The 25,199-nt window shown below is 60.0% G+C and carries 21 protein-coding genes and 2 tRNA genes; 19 read left to right on the forward strand and 4 right to left on the reverse strand.

The window, feature by feature from the left end:
• The first annotated feature begins 62 nt into the window (after positions 1 to 62).
• The 12 genes from ACSSVC_RS06605 to ACSSVC_RS06660 all read left to right on the forward strand — a co-directional run bounded on the left by ACSSVC_RS06605 (position 63) and on the right by ACSSVC_RS06660 (position 14,402).
• On the forward strand, positions 63 to 923 hold the full coding sequence (locus ACSSVC_RS06605) for an NAD(P)H-hydrate dehydratase (RefSeq protein WP_492612094.1): 861 nt from the start codon (positions 63 to 65) through the stop codon (positions 921 to 923).
• Complete coding sequence (gene tsaE / locus ACSSVC_RS06610; RefSeq protein ID WP_346634556.1) at positions 911 to 1,381, forward strand: tRNA (adenosine(37)-N6)-threonylcarbamoyltransferase complex ATPase subunit type 1 TsaE; 471 nt, start codon at positions 911 to 913, stop codon at positions 1,379 to 1,381. The genes ACSSVC_RS06605 and tsaE overlap by 13 nt, the downstream gene beginning before the upstream one ends.
• Positions 1,382 to 1,384: 3 nt before the next feature.
• Entirely contained in the window at positions 1,385 to 2,812 is a 1,428-nt protein-coding gene (locus ACSSVC_RS06615) for an N-acetylmuramoyl-L-alanine amidase (RefSeq protein WP_346634557.1), read from the forward strand.
• Positions 2,809 to 4,719, forward strand: coding sequence for a DNA mismatch repair endonuclease MutL (mutL, locus tag ACSSVC_RS06620; RefSeq protein ID WP_492612095.1), 1,911 nt, complete (start codon positions 2,809 to 2,811; stop codon positions 4,717 to 4,719). Before ACSSVC_RS06615 ends, mutL begins: the two co-directional genes overlap by 4 nt.
• Positions 4,719 to 5,690: a tRNA (adenosine(37)-N6)-dimethylallyltransferase MiaA gene (miaA, locus tag ACSSVC_RS06625; RefSeq protein ID WP_346634559.1), complete on the forward strand. Its 972-nt coding sequence runs from the start codon at positions 4,719 to 4,721 to the stop codon at positions 5,688 to 5,690. Before mutL ends, miaA begins: the two co-directional genes overlap by 1 nt.
• Positions 5,691 to 5,782: 92 nt before the next feature.
• Positions 5,783 to 6,043 carry an RNA chaperone Hfq gene (gene hfq / locus ACSSVC_RS06630; protein WP_007921378.1) on the forward strand — a complete coding sequence of 87 codons (261 nt, stop codon included), beginning with the start codon at positions 5,783 to 5,785 and terminating at the stop codon, positions 6,041 to 6,043.
• A 12-nt stretch (positions 6,044 to 6,055) separates the two neighbouring features.
• Positions 6,056 to 7,357, forward strand: a complete 1,302-nt coding sequence (gene hflX / locus ACSSVC_RS06635; protein WP_346634560.1) for a ribosome rescue GTPase HflX — start codon at positions 6,056 to 6,058, stop codon at positions 7,355 to 7,357.
• Positions 7,358 to 7,453: 96 nt separating this feature from the next.
• A complete protein-coding gene (hflK, locus tag ACSSVC_RS06640) occupies positions 7,454 to 8,632 on the forward strand; it encodes an FtsH protease activity modulator HflK (RefSeq protein WP_123723398.1) in 1,179 nt (392 codons plus the stop codon).
• Positions 8,632 to 9,501, forward strand: a complete 870-nt coding sequence (gene hflC / locus ACSSVC_RS06645; protein ID WP_011058941.1) for a protease modulator HflC — start codon at positions 8,632 to 8,634, stop codon at positions 9,499 to 9,501. Before hflK ends, hflC begins: the two co-directional genes overlap by 1 nt.
• 292 nt (positions 9,502 to 9,793) lie before the next feature.
• Complete coding sequence (locus tag ACSSVC_RS06650) at positions 9,794 to 10,981, forward strand: ATP phosphoribosyltransferase regulatory subunit (RefSeq protein WP_123723399.1); 1,188 nt, start codon at positions 9,794 to 9,796, stop codon at positions 10,979 to 10,981.
• 54 nt (positions 10,982 to 11,035) lie between these two features.
• Positions 11,036 to 12,328: an adenylosuccinate synthase gene (locus ACSSVC_RS06655; RefSeq protein ID WP_011058943.1), complete on the forward strand. Its 1,293-nt coding sequence runs from the start codon at positions 11,036 to 11,038 to the stop codon at positions 12,326 to 12,328.
• 139 nt (positions 12,329 to 12,467) lie between these two features.
• Entirely contained in the window at positions 12,468 to 14,402 is a 1,935-nt protein-coding gene (locus ACSSVC_RS06660; protein ID WP_492612096.1) for a methyl-accepting chemotaxis protein, read from the forward strand.
• A 65-nt stretch (positions 14,403 to 14,467) separates the two neighbouring features.
• Here ACSSVC_RS06660 and ACSSVC_RS06665 read toward each other — a convergent pair whose 3' ends face one another.
• From ACSSVC_RS06665 to ACSSVC_RS06680, 4 genes are all read right to left on the reverse strand, one after another.
• Positions 14,468 to 16,033, reverse strand: a complete 1,566-nt coding sequence (locus tag ACSSVC_RS06665) for an ABC transporter permease (protein ID WP_492612097.1) — start codon at positions 16,031 to 16,033, stop codon at positions 14,468 to 14,470.
• Entirely contained in the window at positions 16,033 to 17,058 is a 1,026-nt protein-coding gene (locus ACSSVC_RS06670; protein WP_446439504.1) for an extracellular solute-binding protein, read from the reverse strand. The genes ACSSVC_RS06665 and ACSSVC_RS06670 overlap by 1 nt, the downstream gene beginning before the upstream one ends.
• 185 nt (positions 17,059 to 17,243) lie before the next feature.
• A tRNA-Leu gene (locus tag ACSSVC_RS06675) sits at positions 17,244 to 17,330 on the reverse strand.
• Positions 17,331 to 17,495: 165 nt separating this feature from the next.
• A tRNA-Leu gene (locus ACSSVC_RS06680) sits at positions 17,496 to 17,582 on the reverse strand.
• Between the two features lie 226 nt (positions 17,583 to 17,808).
• Between ACSSVC_RS06680 and rnr the strand changes: the two genes are divergently transcribed.
• From rnr to dnaB, 7 genes are all read left to right on the forward strand, one after another.
• Positions 17,809 to 20,436, forward strand: a complete 2,628-nt coding sequence (gene rnr, locus ACSSVC_RS06685; RefSeq protein WP_346634564.1) for a ribonuclease R — start codon at positions 17,809 to 17,811, stop codon at positions 20,434 to 20,436.
• Positions 20,433 to 21,200, forward strand: coding sequence for a 23S rRNA (guanosine(2251)-2'-O)-methyltransferase RlmB (rlmB, locus tag ACSSVC_RS06690; protein ID WP_492612098.1), 768 nt, complete (start codon positions 20,433 to 20,435; stop codon positions 21,198 to 21,200). Before rnr ends, rlmB begins: the two co-directional genes overlap by 4 nt.
• A gap of 248 nt (positions 21,201 to 21,448) precedes the next feature.
• Positions 21,449 to 21,874 carry a 30S ribosomal protein S6 gene (gene rpsF, locus ACSSVC_RS06695; RefSeq protein WP_020299424.1) on the forward strand — a complete coding sequence of 142 codons (426 nt, stop codon included), beginning with the start codon at positions 21,449 to 21,451 and terminating at the stop codon, positions 21,872 to 21,874.
• A gap of 28 nt (positions 21,875 to 21,902) precedes the next feature.
• Complete coding sequence (rpsR, locus tag ACSSVC_RS06700; RefSeq protein ID WP_002551829.1) at positions 21,903 to 22,133, forward strand: 30S ribosomal protein S18; 231 nt, start codon at positions 21,903 to 21,905, stop codon at positions 22,131 to 22,133.
• 36 nt (positions 22,134 to 22,169) lie between these two features.
• Complete coding sequence (locus ACSSVC_RS06705; RefSeq protein ID WP_492612099.1) at positions 22,170 to 23,063, forward strand: hypothetical protein; 894 nt, start codon at positions 22,170 to 22,172, stop codon at positions 23,061 to 23,063.
• A gap of 19 nt (positions 23,064 to 23,082) precedes the next feature.
• Positions 23,083 to 23,529, forward strand: coding sequence for a 50S ribosomal protein L9 (rplI, locus tag ACSSVC_RS06710; RefSeq protein ID WP_020299422.1), 447 nt, complete (start codon positions 23,083 to 23,085; stop codon positions 23,527 to 23,529).
• A gap of 124 nt (positions 23,530 to 23,653) precedes the next feature.
• On the forward strand, positions 23,654 to 25,051 hold the full coding sequence (dnaB, locus tag ACSSVC_RS06715; RefSeq protein ID WP_025130480.1) for a replicative DNA helicase: 1,398 nt from the start codon (positions 23,654 to 23,656) through the stop codon (positions 25,049 to 25,051).
• The last annotated feature ends 148 nt before the right edge of the window (positions 25,052 to 25,199 follow it).

A 25,199-nucleotide genomic window follows, 5' to 3' on the forward strand; every position in this document is an offset into this window, starting at 1 on the left:
AGGCGAGAGAAACCGGAGCTGAGGTGCGTATAATTCTGCCAGACATCGGAGCCCGAAGACGCATGCCGCAGACAAAACACCCTTTACCCGACGTTCAGTTGCTGACTGGCGCCCATTTGCCGCGACTACAGGTTCGTCCTCTGGACGCTCATAAGGGCCAGTTCGGTCATTTATTGCTGATCGGTGGCGACCGCGGCTTTGCCGGCGCCGCGTTACTGAGCGCGGAAAGTGCCTTGCGCAGTGGTGCGGGACTGGTGTCCCTGGCGACTCGCAGTGAACACGTGGCGGCCGCCGCCGCACGGCTGCCGGAAGTCATGACCCAGGGCACCCATTCGGCCAACCAACTGATGGGGTTGTTGGCGCGGGCCACGGTGTTGGTGGTCGGTCCCGGGCTGGGGCAGGGCGCCTGGGGGCGCAGCCTGTTGTCGGCAGCGGCCAACGCACCTTTGCCACAGGTATGGGATGCCGATGCCTTGAACCTCCTGGCTCTGGGCGGCCTACAACTGCCGGCGGCCAGCGTGATCACCCCTCATCCTGGGGAGGCGGCCCGTCTGCTGGGGATTGCCATCGCCGAGGTCCAGGGTGATCGTCCGGCGGCGGCCCGAGCCTTGAGCGCAAAATACTCGGCGGTTGCCGTGCTCAAGGGCGCCGGTAGCCTGATCGCCAGTCCCGACGGGCAAGTGGCCCGTTGTGAGGGTGGGCATCCGGCGATGGCCACGGCGGGGTTGGGGGATGTGCTCGCGGGGTTGATCGGTGCGTTGATGGCGCAGGGACTTTCGACATTCGATGCAGCTTGCCTGGCGGTCTGGGTACACGCCCGCGCCGGCGAGCAGCAAGGCAAATTGGGCCGAGGGCTGGCGGCCAGTGATCTGATTCCAGCCATTCGTCAGTTGTTGGAGGAGCAATCACCGTGTCTGAGTTAACCCTATATCTGGCCGATGAGCAGGCCATGGTGGAATTTGGTGCACGCATTGCTCAGGTCACTCAGGGTGTGGGGGTGATCTTTCTTGAAGGCGATCTGGGGGCGGGTAAAACCACCTTGTCCCGTGGGATCATCCGGGGGCTAGGGCATAAAGGGGCGGTAAAAAGTCCGACCTTTACCCTGGTGGAGCCCTACGAGATAGGCCCGGTGCGGGCTTTTCACTTCGACCTGTACCGTCTTGTGGACCCGGAAGAGCTGGAATTCCTGGGGATTCGCGACTACTTCGAAGGCGATGCATTGTGTCTGTTGGAGTGGCCCCAGCGTGGTGCAGGCTTTTTGCCAAAGCCCGACCTGACCATTACCATTACCCCGCATAACAATGGGCGTTCTGTGCATCTGTTGTCTCAAGGCTCGCGAGGCGAGTCCTGGTGTGCCGCTTTGGCGTTGGAATTCAAATAATTGATGGGGTTAGGTATGCGCATTCGCGCGTTGGTTGCTGTCGTAGGACTGTTGCTTACGGCATTGGCCGTCGATGCTGTGGCCGCTACACAGGTTCGCAGCGTCCGCCTGTGGCGGGCACCGGATAACACGCGACTGGTATTCGACCTGTCCGGCCCGGTTCAGCACAGCGTCTTTACCCTGACGGCCCCGGATCGTCTGGTGATCGATATCAATGGCGCGACTCTCGGCGGTCCGCTGAATGTTGCCACGGCCAATACGCCGATTACTGCCATGCGCTCGGCGCAGCGTACCCCCAGTGACCTGCGGGTGGTCATCGACCTGAAAAAGGCCGTCACCCCCAAGAGTTTCACCCTGGCGCCCAACGCCCAGTACGGCAATCGCCTGGTAGTCGATCTGTTCGACAACCCGGCTGATGCCGCGCCGCCTGTTGCTCCGCCCCCTGCTGTGGCTACCGTTCCAGCCGTGCCAGTCACGCCTGCGGAGCCGGCGATCAAGCTGCCGCCGGCCCCGGCGGGCAAGCGCGACATCATTGTGGTGATCGATGCCGGTCACGGCGGTGAAGACCCGGGTGCCTCCGGTTCGCGTGGCCAGCATGAGAAGGACGTGGTGCTGGCCATTGCCCGCGAACTGCAGCGCCAGGTCAATGGCCTCAAAGGGTTCCGCGCCGAGCTGACTCGTACTGGCGACTACTTCATTCCGTTGCGCGGTCGCACCGAGATCGCTCGGAAGAAGGGGGCTGACCTGTTCGTTTCGATCCACGCCGATGCCGCACCTTCTGCTGCGGCCTTTGGCGCCTCGGTATTCGCCTTGTCCGAGCGCGGCGCGACATCGGAAACTGCTCGCTGGCTGGCGGACAGTGAAAACCGCTCCGACCTGATCGGTGGTGCGGGCAACGTCAGCCTGGATGACAAGGACCGGATGCTGGCCGGGGTGCTGCTGGATCTGTCGATGACCGCATCCCTGACCTCCAGCCTCAATGTCGGGCAGAAAGTCCTGAACAACATCGGCCGAGTCACCCCGCTGCACAAACAGCGTGTGGAACAGGCCGGGTTCATGGTGCTCAAGTCCCCGGACATTCCATCGATCCTGGTGGAAACCGGCTTTATCTCCAACTCTAATGAAGCTTCGAAGCTGGCCACCGCCAGCCACCAGCAGGCCTTGGCTCGCTCCATCAGCAGCGGCGTGCGGCAGTTCTTCCAGCAGAACCCGCCACCGGGCACTTATATCGCCTGGCTGCGGGACTCCGGGAAGATTGCCCAGGGCCCTCGTGATCACCGGGTCAACCCGGGGGAAACCCTGGCGATGATCGCGGTGCGCTACCAGGTATCGGCGGCCACCCTGCGCAGTGCCAACAATCTGAAAAGTGATGAATTGAAAGTGGGGCAGGTCCTGACCATCCCCGGTACTGAATTGGCGGCCAAGGAATGAGTGACTCGGTAATCAGCAGCGCGCGCATCGAGCTGCTCAGCCCGCGCCTGGCCAACCAGATCGCCGCGGGCGAGGTGGTTGAGCGCCCGGCTTCGGTGATCAAGGAGCTGTTGGAAAACAGCCTGGACTCCGGCGCCAAGCGCATTGATGTGGATGTCGAGCAGGCTGGAGTCAAGTTGCTGCGGGTCCGTGATGATGGCAGTGGCATTTCCTCCGACGATCTGCCCCTGGCGCTGGCGCGGCACGCCACCAGCAAGATCCGCGACCTGGAAGACCTGGAGCGGGTGATGAGCCTGGGGTTTCGTGGGGAAGCCCTGGCCTCCATCAGTTCCGTGGCGCGCTTGACTCTGACTTCACGTACCCGTGATGCCGATCAGGCCTGGCAGGTAGAAACCGAAGGCCGTGACATGGCGCCGCGAGTGCAGCCTGCGGCCCACCCGGTAGGCACCTCGGTGGAAGTACGTGACCTGTTCTTCAATACTCCGGCCCGACGCAAGTTTCTCAAGGCGGAGAAAACCGAGTTCGATCACCTGCAGGAGGTGATCAAGCGTTTGGCTCTGGCGCGTTTCGATGTGGCTTTCCACTTGCGCCACAACGGCAAGAGCATCCTTAGTCTGCATGAAGCCAAGGACGACGCAGCTCGCGCCCGGCGCGTGGCGGCGGTCTGTGGCTCGGGCTTTTTGGAGCAGGCGCTGCCCATTGAGGTCGAGCGCAACGGCCTGCATCTGTGGGGCTGGGTGGGCTTGCCGACCTTCTCCCGCAGCCAGGCGGATTTGCAGTATTTCTACGTCAACGGTCGTGCGGTACGGGACAAACTGGTGGCCCACGCGGTGCGTCAGGCCTATCGCGATGTACTGTTCAACGGCCGGCATCCGACTTTTGTGCTGTTCTTTGAAGTCGACCCCTCGGTGGTCGACGTCAACGTGCACCCGACCAAGCATGAAGTGCGCTTCCGTGACGGGCGCATGGTCCATGACTTCCTTTATGGCACCTTGCACAGAGCCTTGGGCGATGTGCGCCCCGAGGACCAGTTGGCAGCGCCGGCGGCGGTCGCAGGTATTGTGCGGCCCAGCGGTATCGAAGCCGGTGAGTTCGGACCTCAGGGTGAAATGCGCCTGGCTGCGAACCTGGCCCTGGAGCAGCCGCAGGCCCAGCCGAGCTTCAATGCGCCGGGTTCCGGTGCTGGCAGCGGCTATCAATATCAGTACACGCCACGGCCCCAGCCGGTGCTGCCGGCGGCGGAGTCCCAGGGAGTCTATCGCGAGTTCTTCGCACCTTTGCCGGGGGCTGCGGCGACAGCGCTGCCGGAAGGGCAGGAGGATATTCCGCCGCTGGGCTATGCCCTGGCACAGCTCAAGGGTATCTATATCCTCGCGGAAAACGCTCTGGGCCTGGTGCTGGTGGATATGCACGCCGCTCATGAACGGATCATGTACGAGCGCCTGAAGGTGGCCATGGCCAGCGAAGGCTTGAGTGGCCAGCCGTTGTTGGTGCCGGAATCCATTGCTGTCAGCCAGCGTGAAGCTGATTGCGCGGAAGAGCATGTTGCCTGGTTCCAGCGTCTGGGCTTCGAGTTGCAGCGCCTGGGGCCCGAGTCCCTGGCGATCCGACAGATTCCGGCGCTGTTGAAGCAGGCCGAAGCCAATCGCCTGGTGCACGATGTGCTCGCTGATTTGATGGAGTACGGCACCAGCGACCGAATTCAGGCTCATCTTAATGAGCTGCTCGGTACCATGGCCTGCCACGGTGCCATTCGCGCCAACCGGCGCCTGGCCCTGGCGGAAATGAACGGCCTGTTGCGGGATATGGAAAACACCGAACGCAGCGGCCAGTGCAACCACGGTCGACCGACCTGGACCCAATTGGGTCTGGATGATCTGGACAAACTCTTTTTGCGCGGCCGTTGATGACTCAGCTTCCTCCTGCGATTTTCCTGATGGGCCCGACCGCTGCGGGCAAGACCGACCTGGCCATCGAGCTGACCAAGGTGCTGCCTTGCGAGCTGATCAGTGTCGATTCGGCGCTGGTGTATCGCGGCATGGATATCGGTACTGCCAAGCCCTCCAAGGAGCTGCTGGCGCAGTTTCCCCATCGCCTGATCGATATTCTCGACCCCGTCGAAAGCTACTCGGCGGCAGATTTTCGTACCGATGCCCTGGCGGCTATGGCCGATATCACCGCCCGGGGCAAGATTCCGCTGCTGGTGGGCGGCACCATGCTGTATTACAAGGCGCTGCTTGAAGGCCTGGCGGATATGCCGCCAGCAGACCCGCAGGTCCGCGCCGAACTCGAAGACGAGGCGCAACGCCTTGGTTGGCAGGCGCTGCATGACCAGTTGGCGGCTGTGGACCCCGAGTCTGCGGCGAGGATTCATCCCAATGATCCTCAACGCCTGACGAGAGCGCTGGAAGTCTATCGGGTCAGCGGCCTGACAATGACCGCTCATCGTCAGCGTCAATTGGCGCAAAGTGCTGAAGCAGGCGCATCGGGACGCGGTCAATTGCCCTATACTGTCGCCAATCTGGCCATCGCTCCGGCGAATCGTCAGGTACTGCACCAGCGTATTGCACAAAGATTCACACAAATGTTGGAACAGGGATTCATTGACGAGGTCGTAGCTCTGCGCTCAAGAAGTGACCTGCATGCCGGGTTGCCGTCTATACGTGCAGTGGGTTATCGCCAAGTCTGGGATCATCTGGATGGCAAGCTGACGTCAGCCGAAATGCAGGAGCGGGGCATCATTGCCACGCGCCAATTGGCGAAACGGCAGTTCACCTGGTTACGCAGTTGGGCTGACCTGCAATGGTTGGACAGTCTGGATTGCGACAATCTGCCACGCGCCTTGAAATACTTAGGGACGATCTCCATATTGAGCTGAGTCCTTGCAATTGCCGTCTATCCTTGGGGGTGTGACGGTTTTAGCTATCTGTTTTCCGATTTTTATTATTGATCCTTAAAGGAGTGCGGCACATGTCAAAAGGGCATTCGCTACAAGACCCTTACTTGAATACATTGCGTAAAGAGAAAGTTGGGGTTTCCATCTATCTGGTTAACGGGATCAAACTGCAAGGCACGATCGAGTCCTTCGACCAGTTCGTTATCCTGCTGAAAAACACCGTCAGCCAAATGGTTTACAAGCACGCTATCTCGACAGTGGTTCCGGTTCGCCCAATTCGTCTGCCTAGCGCATCCGAATCCGAACAGGGTGACGCTGAGCCAGGTAACGCCTGATAGGAGTCTCCTTTGTTCTTTGAGCGCCACGGTGGTGGTGAACGAGCCATTCTCGTTCACTTGGATGGTCAGGACCCTGAGGCGCGCGAAGATCCGCAGGAGTTTCAGGAGCTGGCATTATCGGCCGGCGCCGAGACCGTCGCGTTTGTTAGCGTGCCGCGTCATCGGCCAACCGCCAAATACCTGGTTGGCAGCGGCAAGGTCGAGGAATTGCGCGATCTGGTCAAAGCCGAACAGGTAGACCTGGTGATTTTCAATCACATCCTCACGCCCAGTCAGGAACGTAACCTCGAACGTGTATTTGAGTGTCGCGTGATTGATCGCACGGGTCTGATTCTCGATATCTTCGCTCAGCGCGCGCGCACTCATGAGGGCAAGCTCCAGGTTGAACTGGCACAGCTTGAGCACATGAGCACGCGATTGGTTCGTGGCTGGACTCACCTTGAACGGCAGAAAGGCGGTATTGGTCTGCGTGGCCCGGGTGAAACTCAGTTGGAAACCGACCGGCGCCTGCTGCGAGTGCGTCTGCGGCAGATCAAGGCGCGGCTGGAAAAGGTTCGCAGCCAGCGCGAGCAGGCTCGTCGAGGCCGCAAGCGTGCCGACATCCCTTCGGTTTCGCTGGTGGGTTACACCAACGCCGGCAAGTCCACGTTGTTCAACGCGGTCACCCAATCCGATGTTTTCGCCGCCGACCAGTTGTTCGCCACCCTCGATCCGACCTTGCGCCGTTTGGAGCTGGATGATCTGGGGCCGATTGTGCTGGCTGATACCGTAGGTTTCATTCGCCACCTGCCGCACAAACTGGTGGAGGCCTTTCGGGCTACCCTCGAAGAGTCCAGCAACTCTGACCTGCTGCTTCATGTGATCGATGCTCATGAGCCCGAACGCATGGCCCAGATCGAGCAGGTGATGGTCGTGCTGGGGGAGATCGGGGCTCAAGACTTGCCGATCCTGGAGGTCTATAACAAACTCGATTTGCTCGAGGGTGTGGAGCCACAGATTCAGCGCGATCCCGATGGCAAGCCGCAGCGGGTCTGGTTGTCGGCCCGTGATGGCCAGGGACTGGATCTGCTCAAACAGGCCATTGCGGAGCTGCTGGGCGAAGATTTGTTCGTGGGCACCTTGCGCTTGCCTCAGCGTTTTGCTCGACTGCGAGCACAGTTTTTCCAGTTGAACGCTGTGCAGAAAGAAGATCACGACGACGAAGGGGTCAGTTTGCTGGCCGTTCGCCTGCCGCGGGCCGAGTTGAACCGGCTGGTCAGTCGCGAAGGTCTGCAGCCGTCGGAATTCATCGAGCAACACACTTTGCAATAAAAGCCTGGGCATGCGGTTGTGCCGCTGTAGCAGGCATTCTGTAGCATTGGTCGGCGCGCCGTGGGTGCGTCTTTGCTTTATCAGATGGAGAGCGCTATGGCTTGGAATGAGCCGGGTGGCAACTCGAATAATCAGGACCCTTGGGGTGGTAAGCGCCGCAATAATGGCGATCGCAAGGGGCCACCAGATCTCGACGAGGCCTTCCGTAAGCTGCAGGAAAGCCTGAATGGGTTGTTCGGTGGTGGTAAGAAACGTGGTGATGACGGCGGTAGCTCCGGCAAGGGCGGTGGTTTCGGCTTGCTGGGTATTGGTCTTGTCGTGCTGGCGGCCGTGTGGCTGTACAGCGCGGTATATGTAGTCGATGAGCAGGAGCAAGCCGTGGTGCTGCGCTTCGGCAAATACTACGAGACCGTTGGCCCGGGTCTGAACATCTACTTCCCGCCGATCGATCGCAAGTACATGGAAAACGTCACGCGTGAGCGTGCCTACACCAAGCAGGGGCAGATGCTCACCGAGGACGAGAACATCGTCGAAGTGCCACTGACCGTGCAGTACAAGATCAGCAACCTGCAGGACTTCGTGCTGAACGTTGATCAGCCGGAAATCAGCCTGCAGCATGCGACCGACAGTGCTCTGCGCCACGTGGTGGGATCCACCGCCATGGACCAGGTGCTGACCGAAGGTCGTGAATTGATGGCCAGTGAGATCAAGGAGCGGCTGCAACGCTTCCTCGACAACTACCGCACCGGTATCACCGTGACTCAGGTGAACGTACAGAGTGCAGCCGCACCGCGTGAAGTACAGGAAGCCTTCGACGACGTGATCCGTGCTCGTGAAGACGAACAGCGTTCGCGCAACCAGGCTGAAACCTATGCCAACGGTGTTGTGCCGGAGGCTCGTGGTCAGGCTCAGCGCATCCTCGAAGATGCCAATGGTTATCGTGACGAAGTGGTATCGCGGGCCAAGGGTGAGGCTGATCGCTTTACCAAGCTGGTTGCCGAGTACCGCAAGGCTCCTGAAGTGACTCGTCAGCGCCTGTACCTGGATACCATGCAGGAAGTCTTCAGCAATACCAGCAAGGTGCTGGTGACCGGCAGCAAAGGTGGGCAGAACAACCTGCTCTACCTGCCTCTGGACAAGATGATCGACAGTGGTCGTAGCGGTGGTGTTCCGGCAACGGGCTCGGCGTCTGCGACCAGCAATGAAGCGAATGCGCGCGCCGCTGCTGATCACATGCAGCAACAGCAGCAGACGCGTTCTAGGGAGAGTCGCTGATGAGCAATAAATCGCTGATCGCCCTGATCGTGGGCGTTGTCGTGGCGGTGGTTGCCTGGAACAGCTTCTACATCGTCGCTCAGACCGAGCGCGCGGTGTTGCTGCAGTTCGGTCGCGTGGTTCAGGCTGATGTCCAGCCTGGTCTGCATGTGAAAGTGCCCTACGTGAACCAGGTGCGTAAGTTTGATGCGCGCCTGATGACCCTGGATGCACCGACACAGCGCTTCCTGACCCTGGAAAAGAAAGCCGTAATGGTGGATGCCTACGCCAAGTGGCGAGTGAAGGATGCCGAGCGCTTCTACACCGCGACCTCCGGTCTCAAGCAAATTGCCGACGAGCGTCTTTCCCGTCGTCTGGAATCGGGCCTGCGTGACCAGTTTGGTAAGCGCACCCTGCATGAAGTGGTTTCCGGTGAGCGTGATGCGCTGATGGCGGATATCACGGCTTCGCTGAACAAGATGGCGGAAAAGGAGCTGGGTATCGAAGTGGTCGATGTCCGGGTCAAGGCCATCGATCTGCCGAAGGAAGTGAACCGCAGCGTGTTCGAGCGGATGAGTACCGAGCGTGAGCGTGAGGCTCGCGAGCATCGTGCCAAGGGTAACGAGTTGGCCGAAGGTATTCGTGCTGACGCTGATCGTCAGCGTCGCGTGCTGCTGGCCGAAGCCTATCGTGAGTCTGAAGAGGCGCGCGGTGACGGTGATGCTCAGGCGGCGGCGATCTACGCCAAGGCCTATGGCCAGGACCAGGAGTTCTATGCGTTCTACCGTAGCCTGCGTGCCTACCGTGAAAGCTTTGCGAACAAATCCGACGTCATGGTTCTGGACCCAAGCAGTGACTTTTTCCATTACCTGGAAAAGTCCAAGCCTTGATCCGGCCCTGATCCTGGGGCACCCCGCCGGGCGGCTAAAATGCCTCGCGGGGTGATCCTTTGGGAAAACGGGTGTATGATGCGGCAGCCGGGAAATTCCCGGCTTTTTTGCGTCTGCATCTTTGATTGGCCGCGGCTCGTTCAAGAGCTCGGCAAGATTTTTCGAGGAAAATAGTCTGTACAGCTGATTTCTGGCTGCCTGTCCGGCTGAGCTCGCGTCGGATGCGACTGTTTTCTGCTTCACTCTAAGGCTGGCCCCAGGCTTGCCGCCCGGACCATAGGGGAATGGCGTAATGGCAACGGTAGACCGCTGGCTGCTGCCAGATGGCATCGAAGAAGTATTGCCGCCGGAAGCGGCGCGCATTGAAGTGGCGCGTCGTCAGGTGTTGGATCTTTTTCAGAGTTGGGGTTACGAATTTGTCGTTACTCCCCATATCGAATACCTGGAATCCCTGCTGACAGGCGCTGGCCAGGACCTGGACCTGCGTACCTTCAAGGTCATCGACCCGCAGTCGGGTCGGCAGATGGGGTTCCGTGCCGACATCACGCCACAAGTGGCGCGAATCGATGCTCACACCTTGCGCCGTGAAGGGCCGAGCCGCCTGTGCTATGCCGGCAGTGTGCTGCATGCTCAGCCGCGGGCCTTGTCGTCTTCGCGCAGCCCGATCCAGTTGGGCGCCGAGTTGTACGGCGACGCCAGCCCGAGCAGCGACGTTGAGGTCATCAGCCTGATGCTGGCCATGCTGCAGTTGGCCGATGTGCCGGATGTGCACATGGATCTGGGGCACGTAGGTATCTACCGTGGCCTGGCCCAGGCTGCCGGCCTGTCCGGCGCCGTAGAGCAACAGTTGTTCGACGCCCTGCAGCGCAAGGCGATCGATGAAGTCATCAGCCTGACCGAGGGCTTGCCAGCCGACCTGGCGGACATGCTGCGCTCCCTGGTGGAGTTGTGTGGCAGCCGCGAAGTACTGGGCGATGCCCGCCGTCGCCTGGCGGGTGCGCCGACCTCGGTGCTGCTGGCTCTGGATGAATTGCTGACGATCGCCGAGCGCTTGTCGGTGCGTTTCCCTGATTTGCCGCTGTACTTCGACCTGGGCGAGCTGCGGGGCTATCACTACCACACGGGTGTGGTGTTCGCAGTGTTTGTACCGGGCGTGGGTCAATCGATTGCTCAGGGTGGCCGTTACGATGACATCGGAGCCGATTTTGGGCGTGCCCGTCCAGCGACCGGTTTTTCTACCGATTTGAAAACCCTGGTGACCCTGGGGCGTGCTGAGGTCGAGCTACCGTCTGGCGGTATCTGGATGCCTGACAGCACTGACGCGGCACTCTGGCAGACCGTCTGCCAGTTGCGCAGTGAGGGTCAGCGTGTCGTTCAGGCTCTGCCTGGACAACCTTTGGCCGCCGCCCGTGAAGCGGACTGCGACCGGCAATTGATTCAGCAGAATGGGCTTTGGCAAGTTTTGCCGCTGGCTTCTTGAGTTTTCCTGCCGGCGGCTGCCGGCACCAAGTTTGCGCGAATGAGGACAAGTGTTATGGGTAAGAATGTCGTAGTCCTGGGCACCCAATGGGGTGATGAGGGCAAAGGCAAGATCGTTGATCTGCTGACCGAACATGCCGCCGCCGTAGTGCGCTACCAAGGTGGTCACAACGCTGGCCACACCCTGGTGATCGACGGTGAGAAGACCGTCCTGCACCTGATTCCGTCCGGCGTGCTGCGCGAAGGCGTGCAGTGCCTGATCGGTAACGGCGTGGTGGTGGCACCGGATGCCTTGATGCGTGAAATCGTCAAGCTGGAAGAGAAAGGCGTACCGGTGCGTGAGCGCCTGCGTATCAGCCCTTCCTGCCCGCTGATCCTGTCCTATCACGTAGCCCTGGACCAGGCCCGCGAGAAGGCCCGTGGCGAGCAGAAGATCGGTACTACCGGTCGCGGCATCGGCCCGGCTTACGAAGACAAGGTTGCACGTCGTGGCCTGCGCATCGGTGATCTGTTCCACCGTGAGCGTTTCGCCGCCAAGCTGGGCGAGTTGCTGGACTACCACAACTTCGTGCTGGTCAATTACTACAAAGAGCCGGCCATCGACTTCCAGAAGACTCTGGACGAGTGCATGGAATACGCCGAGCTGCTCAAGCCGATGATGCTCGACGTGACTGCCGAGCTGCACCAGCTGCGTCGCGCCGGCAAGGACATCATGTTCGAAGGCGCCCAGGGTTCGCTGCTGGACATCGACCACGGTACCTACCCGTACGTCACCAGCTCCAACACCACTGCGGGCGGCATCGCCACCGGTTCGGGCGTGGGTCCGATGTACCTGGACTACATCCTGGGTATCACCAAGGCCTACACCACTCGCGTGGGCTCGGGTCCGTTCCCGACTGAGCTGTTCGACGATATCGGTGCATTCCTGGCCAAGCGCGGTCACGAGTTCGGTGCCACCACTGGCCGGGCCCGTCGTTGCGGCTGGTTCGATGCCGTAATCCTGCGTCGCGCCATCGACGTCAACAGCATCTCGGGCCTGTGCCTGACCAAGCTGGACGTACTGGACGGCCTGGAAACCATCAATATCTGTGTTGGCTACAAGAACCAGGATGGTGCAGTCATCGACGCACCGACCGACGCCGACAGCTACATCGGCCTTGAGCCGGTGTATGAGCAGATGCCGGGCTGGAGCGAATCGACCTTGGGTGCCAAGACCCTGGAAGAGCTGCCTGCCGCCGCCCAGGCCTATATCAAGCGCATCGAAGAGCTGGTCGGCGCGCCGATCGACATTATTTCGACAGGTCCGGACCGCAACGAAACCATCGTTCTGCGTCATCCGTTCGCTTGATAAGTTGTTGATGTAAAAACCAAAGGGCCCTTGATCGGGCCCTTTGTCGTTTCTGTCTGCCGTGCGGCACGACCCTTGCTGTGAAATTCGCTTCTAGAGTGCCATCAGAATAATGGCGTCAAAAGTAGAGGGATTTCCTGTGTCGGCCGTTCTCTCACTGTTACAAAGCCGTTTACTGCGGCCTGTGTTCGTTACTCTCGGTATCGCCCTTTTGGTGCAAGTGTTGCTCGCTGTTGCCCTGACTCGGAGCACAGTGACGGCCCTTGAGGCCGATCTGGCTGCGCGTTTGGGTGTCGATAGCCAGAAGTTGTCTGGCGAGCTCGAGCAAGCGGGCAAGGAAGTCACTTCCAGTCTGGAAAGCCTGTCCAGCAGTACGCGTCAGCGTCTGACGGCGGGGTTGTCTTCGCGTCTAAAGGAAGAGCAGGTCCAGCTGCGTGCCGCGCTGGAGAAGGACCTCAAGGACTCCGCCAATGACATGGCCCAGTTGCTGGCTTCTGTGGCGCCTCGTGCCATGTGGGACAGTGATGTGCCGACTCTGTCCGAGTTCGCACGGCGTGCCCAGCGTAATCCCAACGTACTGTTCGTGGTCTATGACGATGCGGCGGGTGAGCATCTGACTCGCTATCTGAATCGTGAGAATCCGATCAATAAGGCCCTGTTGGAAAAGGGCAAGGGCGATCGGGCCTTGGACAAGGTTCTGGATGCGGCCAAGAGCGATCCTTCTGTCTACTACCTTGAGGCCTCGATCAATCCTAATGGAGTGGAAATCGGCAAGGTGCTGATGGGGGTTTCCACGGCCTCGGTAGAGGCAGATATCGCTGCTTTGGATCAGCGTTTCGGGGCATTGATCGCCAGCAGTGACCAGTTGGTTGGCGACAGTCTCAAGGGTGCCTCCGCCGACAGTTCGGCGGCCATGCGCTCGCGCTTGCAGTCGGCTCAGGCCACTGCCGCGCAGATGCAGGCCAATACCGCAAGCACGGTGCAGGAGGCTGCGGCCACCTTGCGCTGGCAGATCGGTGTCGGCCTGGCGCTGGTGGGGTTGGCCCTACTGCTGTTGTTGGCGGTAGTGCTTGGGCGGCGAGTGGTGAACAAGCTGCATCTGTTGATCACGGCGCTCAACGATCTGGCCGCGGGCGAAGGGGATCTGACCAAGCGCGTGCCCCTCAACAGCAATGATGAGATCGGTGATATGGCCTCGGCGGTAAACCGCTTTGTGGATAAGTTGCAACCCATTGTGCGTGAGGCGGGCGATGTGGCGCAGCGCACCGGTGTGGAGATCGGGGCCATGAGCCTGCGCAATGCCGGGGCGGATGCAGCGGCCGAGGCGCAGCGTGACGAAGTGGCCGAAAGCTTGCGGGCGCTGTCGCAGATGGCCGATGAGGCTCAGGCGGAAAGCCAGGCGATGCAAGCAGCGCTGAGGCAGGTGGTGGAGATCCGCCAGGCCACTGACGAGAATACTCGTACCTCGGAGCAGGTCGGCAGTCTGATCGAGGCCTTGGCGGGGCAGGTGGATACCGGGGCCAAGGTGATTGAGCGGCTGGCTCAGCAGAGTGAGCAGATCGAGGTGGTGTTGACGGTGATCCATGGTATTGCCGAGCAGACCAACCTACTGGCGCTGAACGCGGCGATTGAGGCGGCGCGAGCCGGTGAAACCGGTCGTGGTTTTGCCGTGGTGGCGGATGAGGTGCGAGCCCTGGCCAGCAAGACGCAAAGCTCCACTGGCGATATCCAGGCGCATATCGGTGCTTTGCAGCAAGGTGCTCGAGAAGCGGTTGCGGCCATTGGTCAGGCCGGGCGTCAGGCCAGCGAGGGTTTGCTGGTGCTGCGCGACAGTGCGCGGTTGCAGCAATCGGTGCAGTCCTCGGTAGAGCAGGTGCATGCGGCTATCGGTCTGGCCACCCAGGCTGCAGCGCATCAGGCTCAGGGCGCGCAAGCGGTGCGGGGGCGGGTGGAAACCATTCATGCTCAGGCCGAGCGAGCGGCTCAGGCTGTGGTTGAGACCACTGCCAGCGGCAAGGTGCTGGACAGTCTGGCGGCGCAGCTCAAGGCTAGCCTCGGGCAGTTCCGCGCCTGATGCTTTGCCGGCAAGCCGGCTCCTACGAGCGTTCTGTAGGAGTCGGCTTGCCGGCGAAGGTCTTCTCAGCGATTCAAATACATCCGTGTCGTCAGCAGATACACCGGCAGCCCCGACACCAGAATCAGCAGTGCCGCATAAGGTGCTGCGGCCGCAAACTCCACATTCGCCGTATGGGCCCAGACCTCTGTGGCCAGGGTGTTCAACCCGGTCGGGCTGAGCAGCAAAGTAGCAGTCAGCTCTTTCATCGCATCCAGAAATACCAGGGCGAAGGCCGCGCCCAGCGCTGGAAAGATGATCGGTAAAGTCACCCGGCAAAAAGCGCTGAACGACGATGCTCCCAAGGTTCTTGCCGCTTCTTCCAGTTGCGGTGCGGCCTTGTTCAGGGCAGTGCGGATCGGCGCCTGTGCCAGGGGTAGGAACAGCAAGGCATAGGCGATCAGCAACAGCGCCGAGGTTTGATACAGCACCGGTACATAGTGCAGGGCGAAGTACACCAGCGTCAGGGCGATCACCAAGCCCGGTAGGGCATGTAACAGGTATGGCAGACGCTCGGCCCAGATGGCCAGTCGTCCCTTGTAGCGCACCACCAGCAGTCCCACAGGAACCGCCAGCACCAGGCACAGGGCGGCACCGCCCAGGGATAGTGCCAGGGAGGAAAGCAGTGCTTCGCTGATGGCGGCGACCGGGAAAGCGGCCGATGAACCTACGGCCAGCCAGTAGGCAAGCATTCCCAGGGGAACGCCGCTGCCAATCAAGGCCAGTAGCAGGCAGTAGATCTGCCCGCCTGCGGACCAGCGTCCCAGGCGTACCTGATCTGCATGTCGCGCTGCGCCTTGGCCGGTGCGTACGTGGCGCCCCTTGCCGCGAACCCGCAGCTCCAGTCCCAGCAGTACCAGGCATAGCGCCAGCAGCACTGCCGAGAGCATGGCTGCGTTGGCATTGCTGAACTCCAGCTCGAATTGCTGATAGATCGCCGTGGTGAAGGTCTGCAGGCCGATGATCGACAGGGCGCCGAATTCCACCAGCATGTGCAGGGCAATCAACAGAGATCCCGCCAGCAACGATGGCCAGAGCAGGGGCAGGGTGATCTTGAAGAACACGCCCCAGCGATTTTGCCCAAGGGTACGTGCGGACTCTTCGAGGGAGGGATCCAGATTGCGCAGGGTGGCTGCCACCGGCAGGAACACCAGGGGGTACTTGGACAGGGTCATCACCAGGATCGCACCGCCCAGCCCTTCGAATCCGGCACTCAGGGACACCCAGGTGAAGCTGCTGACGAAGGCCGGTACGGCGAAGGGCAGGCATAGCACCACGCCCCAGATCCGTCGCCCTGGCAGATCGCTGCGTTCCAGTAGCCAGGCCAGGGATAGGCCAATCACTGCGCAGGCGATGGTTACTCCCAGCATCAGTAGCAGGGTGTTGCTCAGCAGGCGGAATACATAAGGGCGCCACAGCAGGTGCAGGGCTTCGGCCCAGCCGGCCTGCCAGGCCTTGAGCCCGACATACAACAGCGGCAGCAGGCTCAGGCAAACCAGTAACAATACCGGCAGCAGCAGCCAGATCGAGGGCCGCTTGCGCCTCGGCACATAAAGCGTGCGCGAGGCGGGGGCGCAGAGTGGCGGATTCATCAGTTCAGGCCGACGTCGCGTTCCAGGTCTAGTGCTTCCTCGGCATTACCGAGATCGGCCGGGGTGACTTTCGGAGCCTGCAATTCACTGAATGGCTTGAGGCCGCGATCCGATTCCATGCCTTTATGCAGTGGGTACTCGGCGGTGGTCTGGGTGATCACCCGCTGACCTTCTTCACTGGCCATGTAGGCAAGGAATTGCTGAGCTTCTTTCGGGTGCTTGCTGGACTTGAGCACTGCGGCGCTGGATACAGTGATCAGGCCGCCGACGTCGCCGCCGGTGAAATAGTGCAGTTTCGAGTCCAGCTGACCTTTTTCCCGTTGCAGGGCAAACCAGTAGTAATTGTTCACCAGGACGGTGGCCACTTCGCCGTTTTCCACGGCCTTGAGGGCTACCATGTTATTGCTATAGACCTTGCCGAATGCCCGCAGGCCGGTCAGCCACTCTTCGGCTGCATCCATGCCGTGCAATTTGATGATGGCCACGGCCTGTTCCTGAAACGCGCCGCTGGTCGGTACGAAGCCGACCTTGCCTTGCCATTGTGGCTGGGAAAATTCCATCACCGACTTGGGGAGGTCTTTCTCGTCGATCAGCTTCGGGTTGAAAGCCACCACCCGCACTCGCGCAGTGATGCCGATCCATGTGCCGTTGCCGGCCACGTATTCCTTGGGCAGGACGGCCAGGGTTGCGGCATCGGTCTGTGCTAGCAGGCCTTGTTCGCCCAGTTTGTTCAGGGGCGGGGACTCTTCGGTGTAGATCACATCGGCGGGGGAGCGATCGCCTTCTTCGACGATCTGGCTGGCCAGCTGATTGCTGCTGCCCTTGCGCACGTTGACGTGAATGCCGGTCTTGGCTTCGAAAGCCTTGGCGACGGCGTCGCCGACTTCCTTGTGCTGGCCGTTATACAGGGTCAGGGAAACCGGATCGGCTGCCTGGGTGAGTGGAGATGCCAGGGTCAGTCCTAGCAAAGTGATGGTCAAGCCACGCAGAAGGGATGTTGGAAGGAGGGTATTTCTGAACATCATTCGCAGGTTTCCTCACTGTAGTGCCGCAAAAACTTGTAACAATCATAAACGATATCGTTTCTCATGTGCGCTTTGCGGGTAAGGCGGCGGGTTGATGAAGTGAGGAAATACCTGAAGGCAGAAACGCAAAAACCCGCTTTCGCGGGTTTTTGAGAGACTTGAAAGCGATGCTCTCAAGCTTGAATTGGTGCCCAGAAGAAGACTCGAACTTCCACGACCTTGCGGTCACCAGCACCTGAAGCTGGCGTGTCTACCAATTTCACCATCTGGGCAATATCGACGTTGTCGCCGTGTCGATGGAGCGTACTATACGGACCGTGTTTTGATCTGTAAACCCCTGTTTTGGTTTTATTAAATCAAACACTTAGAATGCAAAAACCCGCTTTCGCGGGTTTTTGTTTGAGCCTTGAAACTGATCTAATCTCAAGCTCTTGAATTGGTGCCCAGAAGAAGACTCGAACTTCCACGACCTTGCGGTCACCAGCACCTGAAGCTGGCGTGTCTACCAATTTCACCATCTGGGCAGTATCGCTGACGTCTCCGTCGTCGATGGCGCGCACTATACGGAGGCTCTTTTAAGCTGTAAACCCCAGATTTCAAAAAAGCTCGAAAAAAGTCTTCGGTGGCAGGCGTGAGGATGTTTCTGAGGTGGCGATGAAGATTTTTCCAGCGTTGTCTGAGCCTGAAATTTCCCGTTTCAATACGCGTATGCCAAACTAACCCGCATATAGACAAGGTGAAATTTATCTAATGGCCGATTGGCAGTCCCTCGATCCCGAGGCCGCTCGTGAAGCGGAAAAATACGAAAACCCTATTCCTAGCCGCGAACTCATCCTCCAGCACCTTGCTGATCGGGGTTCGCCTGCTAGTCGCGAGCAGTTGGTAGAAGAGTTCGGTCTGACCACAGAGGACCAACTGGAAGCTCTGCGCCGCCGCCTACGCGCCATGGAGCGCGATGCTCAACTGATCTATACCCGCCGTGGCACTTATGCGCCGGTGGACAAGCTTGACCTGATCCTTGGTCGTATCAGCGGCCACCGCGACGGCTTCGGCTTTCTGGTGCCGGATGATGGCAGTGATGACCTGTTCATGAGCCCGGCGCAAATGCGCCTGGTATTCGATGGCGACCGTGCCTTGGCCCGGGTTTCCGGCCTGGATCGTCGTGGTCGTCGCGAAGGGGTGATCGTCGAAGTGGTATCCCGTGCCCATGAAAGTATCGTGGGTCGTTACTTTGAAGAAGGCGGTATTGGCTTTGTGGTAGCGGATAACCCGAAGATCCAGCAAGAAGTGCTGGTGACCCCGGGGCGCAATGCCAATGCCAAGGTCGGTCAGTTTGTTGAAGTGAAAATCACTCACTGGCCAACGCCGCGCTTCCAGCCACAAGGCGACGTGGTTGAGGTCGTAGGCAATTACATGGCACCGGGCATGGAAATCGACGTTGCCCTGCGCACCTATGATATTCCTCATGTCTGGCCCGAGGCTGTGCTCAAGGAAGCGGCCAAGCTCAAGCCGGAAGTGGAGGAGAAGGACAAAGAGAAACGCATCGATCTGCGTGATCTGCCTTTCGTCACTATCGACGGTGAAGACGCTCGCGACTTCGACGACGCAGTGTTCTGCGAAGCCAAGCCCGGCAAGCTGCGCCTGTTCGGCGGTGGCTGGAAACTGTACGTGGCCATTGCCGACGTCTCCAGCTACGTGAAGATCGGTTCGGCTCTGGATGCAGAAGCCCAGGTGCGTGGCAACTCGGTGTATTTCCCCGAGCGGGTTATCCCGATGCTGCCTGAGCAACTTTCCAATGGCCTGTGCTCGCTGAACCCGAAAGTCGATCGTCTGGCCATGGTTTGTGAGATGACCATCTCCAAGTCCGGCGAAATGACCGACTACCAGTTCTATGAAGCGGTGATCCACTCCAAGGCGCGACTGACCTACAACAAGGTCAGCGCCATGCTCGAGCAGCCGAAAACCACCGAGGCCAAGCAGTTGCGCGGTGAGTACGCGGATGTCGTACCGCATCTGAAGCAACTGTATGCGCTGTACAAGGTCCTGCTCGGTGCTCGCCATACCCGTGGCGCCATCGACTTCGAAACTCAGGAAACCCGGATCATCTTCGGTTCCGAGCGCAAGATCGCCGAAATTCGTCCAACCACGCGCAACGATGCTCACAAACTGATCGAGGAATGCATGCTGGCGGCCAACGTGGCTACCGCCGAGTTCCTCAAGAAGCACGAGATTCCTGCCTTGTATCGGGTGCACGACGGTCCGCCGCCGGAGCGTCTGGAGAAACTGCGCGCCTTCCTTGGCGAGCTGGGCCTGTCCCTGCATAAAGGCAAGGATGGTCCGACGCCGAAGGACTATCAGGCGCTGCTGGAAACCATCAAGGACCGTCCGGATTACCACCTGATCCAGACCGTGATGCTGCGCTCCCTGAGCCAGGCGGTGTACAGCGCTGATAACCAGGGTCACTTCGGCCTGAATTACGAAGCCTATACCCACTTCACTTCGCCGATCCGTCGTTATCCGGACCTGTTGACCCACCGGGCCATCCGCAGTGTCATCCACTCCAAGCAAGACACGCCACACGTACGTCGCGCTGGAGCGATGAGTATTCCGAAAGCGCGTATCTATCCCTACGACGAGGCTATCCTCGAGCAGCTCGGCGAGCAGTGCTCGATGAGCGAGCGTCGTGCCGACGAAGCCACTCGTGACGTGGTGAACTGGCTCAAGTGCGAGTTCATGAAGGATCGCGTCGGCGAATCCTTCCCAGGAGTGATCACGGCGGTCACCGGTTTTGGTCTGTTCGTCGAACTCACCGATATCTACGTCGAAGGCCTGGTGCATGTCACCGCGCTGCCAGGCGACTACTACCACTTCGACCCTGTGCATCACCGCCTGGCGGGCGAGCGCACCGGTCGCAGCTTTCGCTTGGGTGACACTGTGGAAGTGCGGGTCATGCGCGTCGATCTGGACGAGCGCAAGATCGATTTCGAGATGGCGGAAAAGACCATCGCTGCACCGATTGGTCGCAAAAAGCGAGGTGCTGCGGACGTACCGGCAAGCAAGGCAGTCGAAGAGCCGGCTCCAGCGAAGGCGGGGCGTCGCAGCTCTGCCAAGGAGAAGGCTGTCGAGGCTTACCGTCCCAGCGACGCAGCGGCAAAAAACGCCGAAGTACGCAAAAGTCGTGAAATGAAACAGGCGCTGCTGGCGGGAGCCAAGGGCGGTGGTAAAGCGGCGTCTGGGGGAAAGTCCGGCAAATCGGCTCCGGCCAGAGACAGCGACAGGCCAGCCAAACCGAGCAAACATCGTAAGGGTCCGCCCAAGGCGGGCTCCGCTTCCGGCGCGAAAAGCGGCGGGGCGCGCAAACCTAAGGCCAAGTCATGAGTCAGTTGGAAAAGATCTACGGCGTGCATGCTGTAGAAGCGTTGCTGCGTCACCATCCCAAGCGGGTCAAGCAGATCTGGTTGGCTGAAGGGCGCAGTGATCCACGGGTTCAGGTGTTGGTGGATCTGGCAGCGCAGAATCGCGTTTCAGTCGGCCAGGCCGAGCGTCGTGAGATGGACGCCTGGGTTGAAGGCGTGCACCAGGGGGTAGTGGCGGAAGTCAGCCCAAGCCAGGTGTGGGGCGAGGCCATGCTCGACGAGCTACTGGATCGCACCGAAGGCGCGCCACTGTTGCTGGTGTTGGATGGCGTGACCGATCCGCACAACCTTGGCGCCTGCCTGCGTACTGCCGATGCGGCGGGTGCCCTGGCAGTGCTGGTGCCCAAGGACAAGTCGGCCACTCTGACCCCGACCGTGCGCAAAGTGGCTTGCGGCGCTGCGGAAGTGATTCCGCTGGTGGCTGTGACCAACCTGGCGCGGACCCTGGAAAAACTTCAGCAGCGCGGCCTGTGGATCGTCGGTACCGCCGGCGAGGCTGAGCAGGAGTTGTACGATCAGGATCTGACAGGCCCGACCATCATCATCATGGGGGCCGAAGGCAAGGGCATGCGCCGTCTGACTCGCGAGCACTGTGACTATCTGGTGCGTCTGCCAATGGCTGGCAGTGTCAGCAGTCTCAACGTCTCCGTGGCCACAGGCGTCTGCCTGTTCGAGGCCATGCGCCAGCGCGGTGAAAAAGCCAAGGCCGTCGCCAAGAAAGCCTGATCTATCCCGTAGGAGCCGGCTTGCTGGCGAACCACGCCCAGCCGTCCATCGCCGGCTCGTTGGCTCCTGCAGATGATTGTTCAAATAATCACCAATTGCCTTGCGCCGCTGTTCCCCCTTCTCTACAATTGCGCCCCTTGCCGTGACGGCAGGCGCATATGTGCCTATCTGTGGCAAGACACACAAGTGTCATTCACTCCTTGTCTGACCGCTTATAGGCGGCAGGCTACAACCCGTAAGGAGCATTCATGCGTCATTACGAAATCATCTTTTTGGTCCACCCGGATCAAAGCGAGCAAGTCGGCGGCATGGTTGAGCGTTACACCAAGCTGATCGAAGAAGACGGCGGCAAAATCCACCGTCTGGAAGACTGGGGCCGTCGTCAACTGGCCTACGCAATCAACAATGTTCACAAGGCTCACTACGTGATGCTGAACGTTGAGTGCACTGGCAAAGCCCTGGCTGAGCTGGAAGACAACTTCCGTTACAACGATGCTGTGATCCGTAACCTGGTCATCCGTCGCGAAGAAGCCGTTACCGGCCAATCCGAGATGCTCAAGGCTGAAGAAAACCGCAGTGAGCGCCGTGAGCGTCGTGACCGTCCTGAGCATTCTGACAGCGCCGATGGCGATGACAGCGATAACAGCGACGCCAGCGATAACGCTGACGAGTAATCCACGGACCTTTTAAGGAGCCAATTACATGGCACGTTTCTTCCGTCGTCGTAAATTCTGCCGCTTCACCGCTGAAGACGTGAAAGAGATCGATTACAAAGATCTCAACACTCTGAAAGCCTACGTATCCGAGACCGGCAAAATCGTTCCAAGCCGCATCACCGGTACCAAAGCTCGTTATCAGCGTCAGCTGGCCACCGCTATCAAGCGCGCCCGCTTCCTGGCCCTGCTGGCCTACACCGACAGCCACGGCCGCTGAGACCAGGCAGTCGACAAGTAGTAAGGGATTGAATGCATGCGCGCCTTAGCTGAGTTCATCATGCGCGGTCGTATGCAGGCCACTCTGGTAGTGGCTGGCTGTTCGGCATTGCCGTTGTTGTATTGGTTGGGTGCTGCCGCGGGGAGCCTGGTGCTTCTGCGGCGCGGGTTGAAGGATGCCCTTGGTGTCCTCGCTCTGGGAATGCTGCCGGCTTTGTTCTGGTGGCTGGCGTTCGATGACCCGCGAGCATTTCTGGTGCTGGTGGGGTCTTCGAGTCTTGCGTTGGTTTTGCGCGCAAGCGAGTCCTGGAGCCGCGTGCTGCTGGTCAGCATAGCGATGGGATTGGTGTTTGCTGGAGTCCTGGGTGCGGCTTTCCGCCCTCAGATCGAAGCGTTGTCGCAGGAATTGATAAAAATCCTGCCGATGGCCTTGGGTGAGGTCTACCAGCAGTTATCGGTTGAAGAGCGAGCTCGTCTTGCCACGCTGATTGCACCGATCCTGACCGGCCTGATAGCGGCCTTGTTGCAAGCCATCAGCGTGCTGAGCCTGATTCTTGGGCGTTACTGGCAGGCTGTGTTGTATAACCCGGGTGGTTTTGGTCGCGAGTTTCGCGCCATCAGAATCCCTCTTGGGCCAGCGATGTTACTGCTGGCGTGCATGTTGGTGGGGCCGAACTTCGGACCTCAACTGGCCATGCTCACGCCGATGTGCAGTGTCCCGCTGGTTTTTGCCGGGCTGGCCCTGATTCACGGGCTGGTGGCGCAAGGGCGACTGGCCAGATTCTGGCTGGTGGGGTTGTACGTCACGCTGTTGCCATTCATGCAGCTGATCTATCCGTTGCTCGTGGTCCTGGCCATTGTCGACAGTCTGGTTGATTTTCGCGGTCGTTTGGCGCCGAAAGACGCCGATAGCGCGAACGGTGAAGGTTAAAAGTTAAGAGGATTTTCACATGCAACTGATCCTTCTGGAAAAAGTCGCCAACCTGGGCAACCTGGGCGACAAAGTGAACGTTAAGGCTGGTTACGGCCGTAACTACCTGCTGCCTTACGGCAAAGCCACCGCTGCTACCGCTGCCAACCTGGCTGCGTTCGAAGAGCGTCGTGCTGAGCTGGAAAAACTGGCTGCAGACCGTAAAGCTTCGGCTGAAAGCCGCGCTGCCCAACTGGCCGAGCTGGAAGTGACCATCACTGCCACCGCCGGTGACGAAGGCAAGCTGTTCGGTTCGATCGGCACCCACGACATCGCTGATGCACTGACCGCCTCCGGCGTTGAAGTTGCAAAAAGCGAAGTTCGTCTGCCGAACGGCACCATCCGCAACGTAGGTGAATTCGACGTAGCCGTGCACCTGCACGCTGAAGTTGAAGCAACCGTACGCGTTGTCGTGGTGGCTGCTTAAGCAGTACCAAATCGTCTGGCACCTTGTGTGGCTGACGGTTAACATCGGGCACGATCCTGTTTACAGGTCGTGCCCTTTGTCTTTCTGCTGATCCTGTTTTTCACCCCCCGAATTCCAAGTGGCCATGAACGATATCTCCGCTCCCGAGCAATACGATCTGCAAACCGCTGCCCTGAAGGTGCCGCCGCATTCCATCGAGGCCGAACAGGCCGTGCTCGGTGGTCTGATGCTGGACAACAACGCCTGGGAACGCGTGTTGGATCAAGTGTCCGACGGCGATTTCTATCGGCATGACCACCGTTTGATCTTCCGCGCCATCGCCAAGCTGGCCGACCAGAACATGCCGATCGACGTGGTCACCCTGTCCGAGCAACTGGACAAGGAAGGGCAGACCTCCCAGGTCGGTGGCCTGGGCTACCTCGGTGAGCTGGCGAAGAACACCCCGTCGGTGGCCAACATCAAGGCCTATGCGCAGATCGTTCGCCAAAGGGCGACCCTGCGCCAGCTGATCGGTATCAGTACCGAGATCGCTGACAGCGCCTTCAACCCTGAAGGCCGCACCGCCGAAGAGATCCTCGATGAGGCCGAACGGCAGATCTTCCAGATCGCCGAGGCGCGGCCCAAGACTGGCGGCCCGGTAGGGGTCAACGAGTTGCTGACCAAGGCCATCGACCGTATCGATACCTTGTTCAACACCGACAACGCCATCACTGGCCTGTCCACCGGCTACACCGACCTCGACGAGAAGACCAGTGGCCTGCAACCGGCCGACTTGATCATCGTCGCCGGCCGTCCGTCCATGGGTAAGACCACCTTCGCCATGAACCTGGTGGAAAACGCGGTACTGCGCAGCGACAAGGCGGTGCTGGTGTACTCCCTGGAGATGCCAGGCGAATCGCTGATCATGCGTATGCTGTCCTCCCTGGGCCGCATCGATCAGACCAAGGTCCGTTCCGGTCAGTTGGAAGATGACGACTGGCCGCGCCTGACCTCGGCGGTCAACCTGCTCAACGACCGCAAGCTGTTCATCGACGACACCGCGGGCATCAGCCCCTCGGAAATGCGTGCGCGGACCCGGCGCCTGGTGCGCGAGCACGGCGACATCGGCCTGATCATGATCGACTACCTGCAACTGATGCAGATCCCGGGCTCCAGCGGTGACAACCGGACCAACGAGATTTCCGAGATCTCCCGATCCCTGAAAGCCCTAGCCAAGGAATTCAACTGCCCGGTGGTGGCTCTGTCCCAGCTCAACCGCTCCCTGGAGCAACGTCCCAACAAGCGTCCGGTGAACTCCGACTTGCGGGAATCCGGAGCGATCGAGCAGGACGCCGACGTGATCATGTTCGTGTACCGGGACGAGGTGTATCACCCCGAGACCGAGCACAAGGGCATTGCCGAGATCATCATCGGCAAGCAGCGGAACGGCCCCATCGGCTTTATCCGCCTGGCCTTCATCGGCAAGTACACCCGCTTCGAGAACCTTGCTCCGGGCAGCTACAACTTCGACGACGACGAATAACGGCGCCAGCCATAGTGGTTGGCCACGGGTCGCGTGACGTGACAACGAATTCCGACCATTACGGTCGGAATTGGTTATTTTTTGTGCTATATTCCGCGCCCGCGAATTTCCCTGTGAATCAACGCGTCCCTATCCAAGCCAACACCGG

This window comes from Pseudomonas sp. E1BtOHC1 (assembly GCF_058744285.1).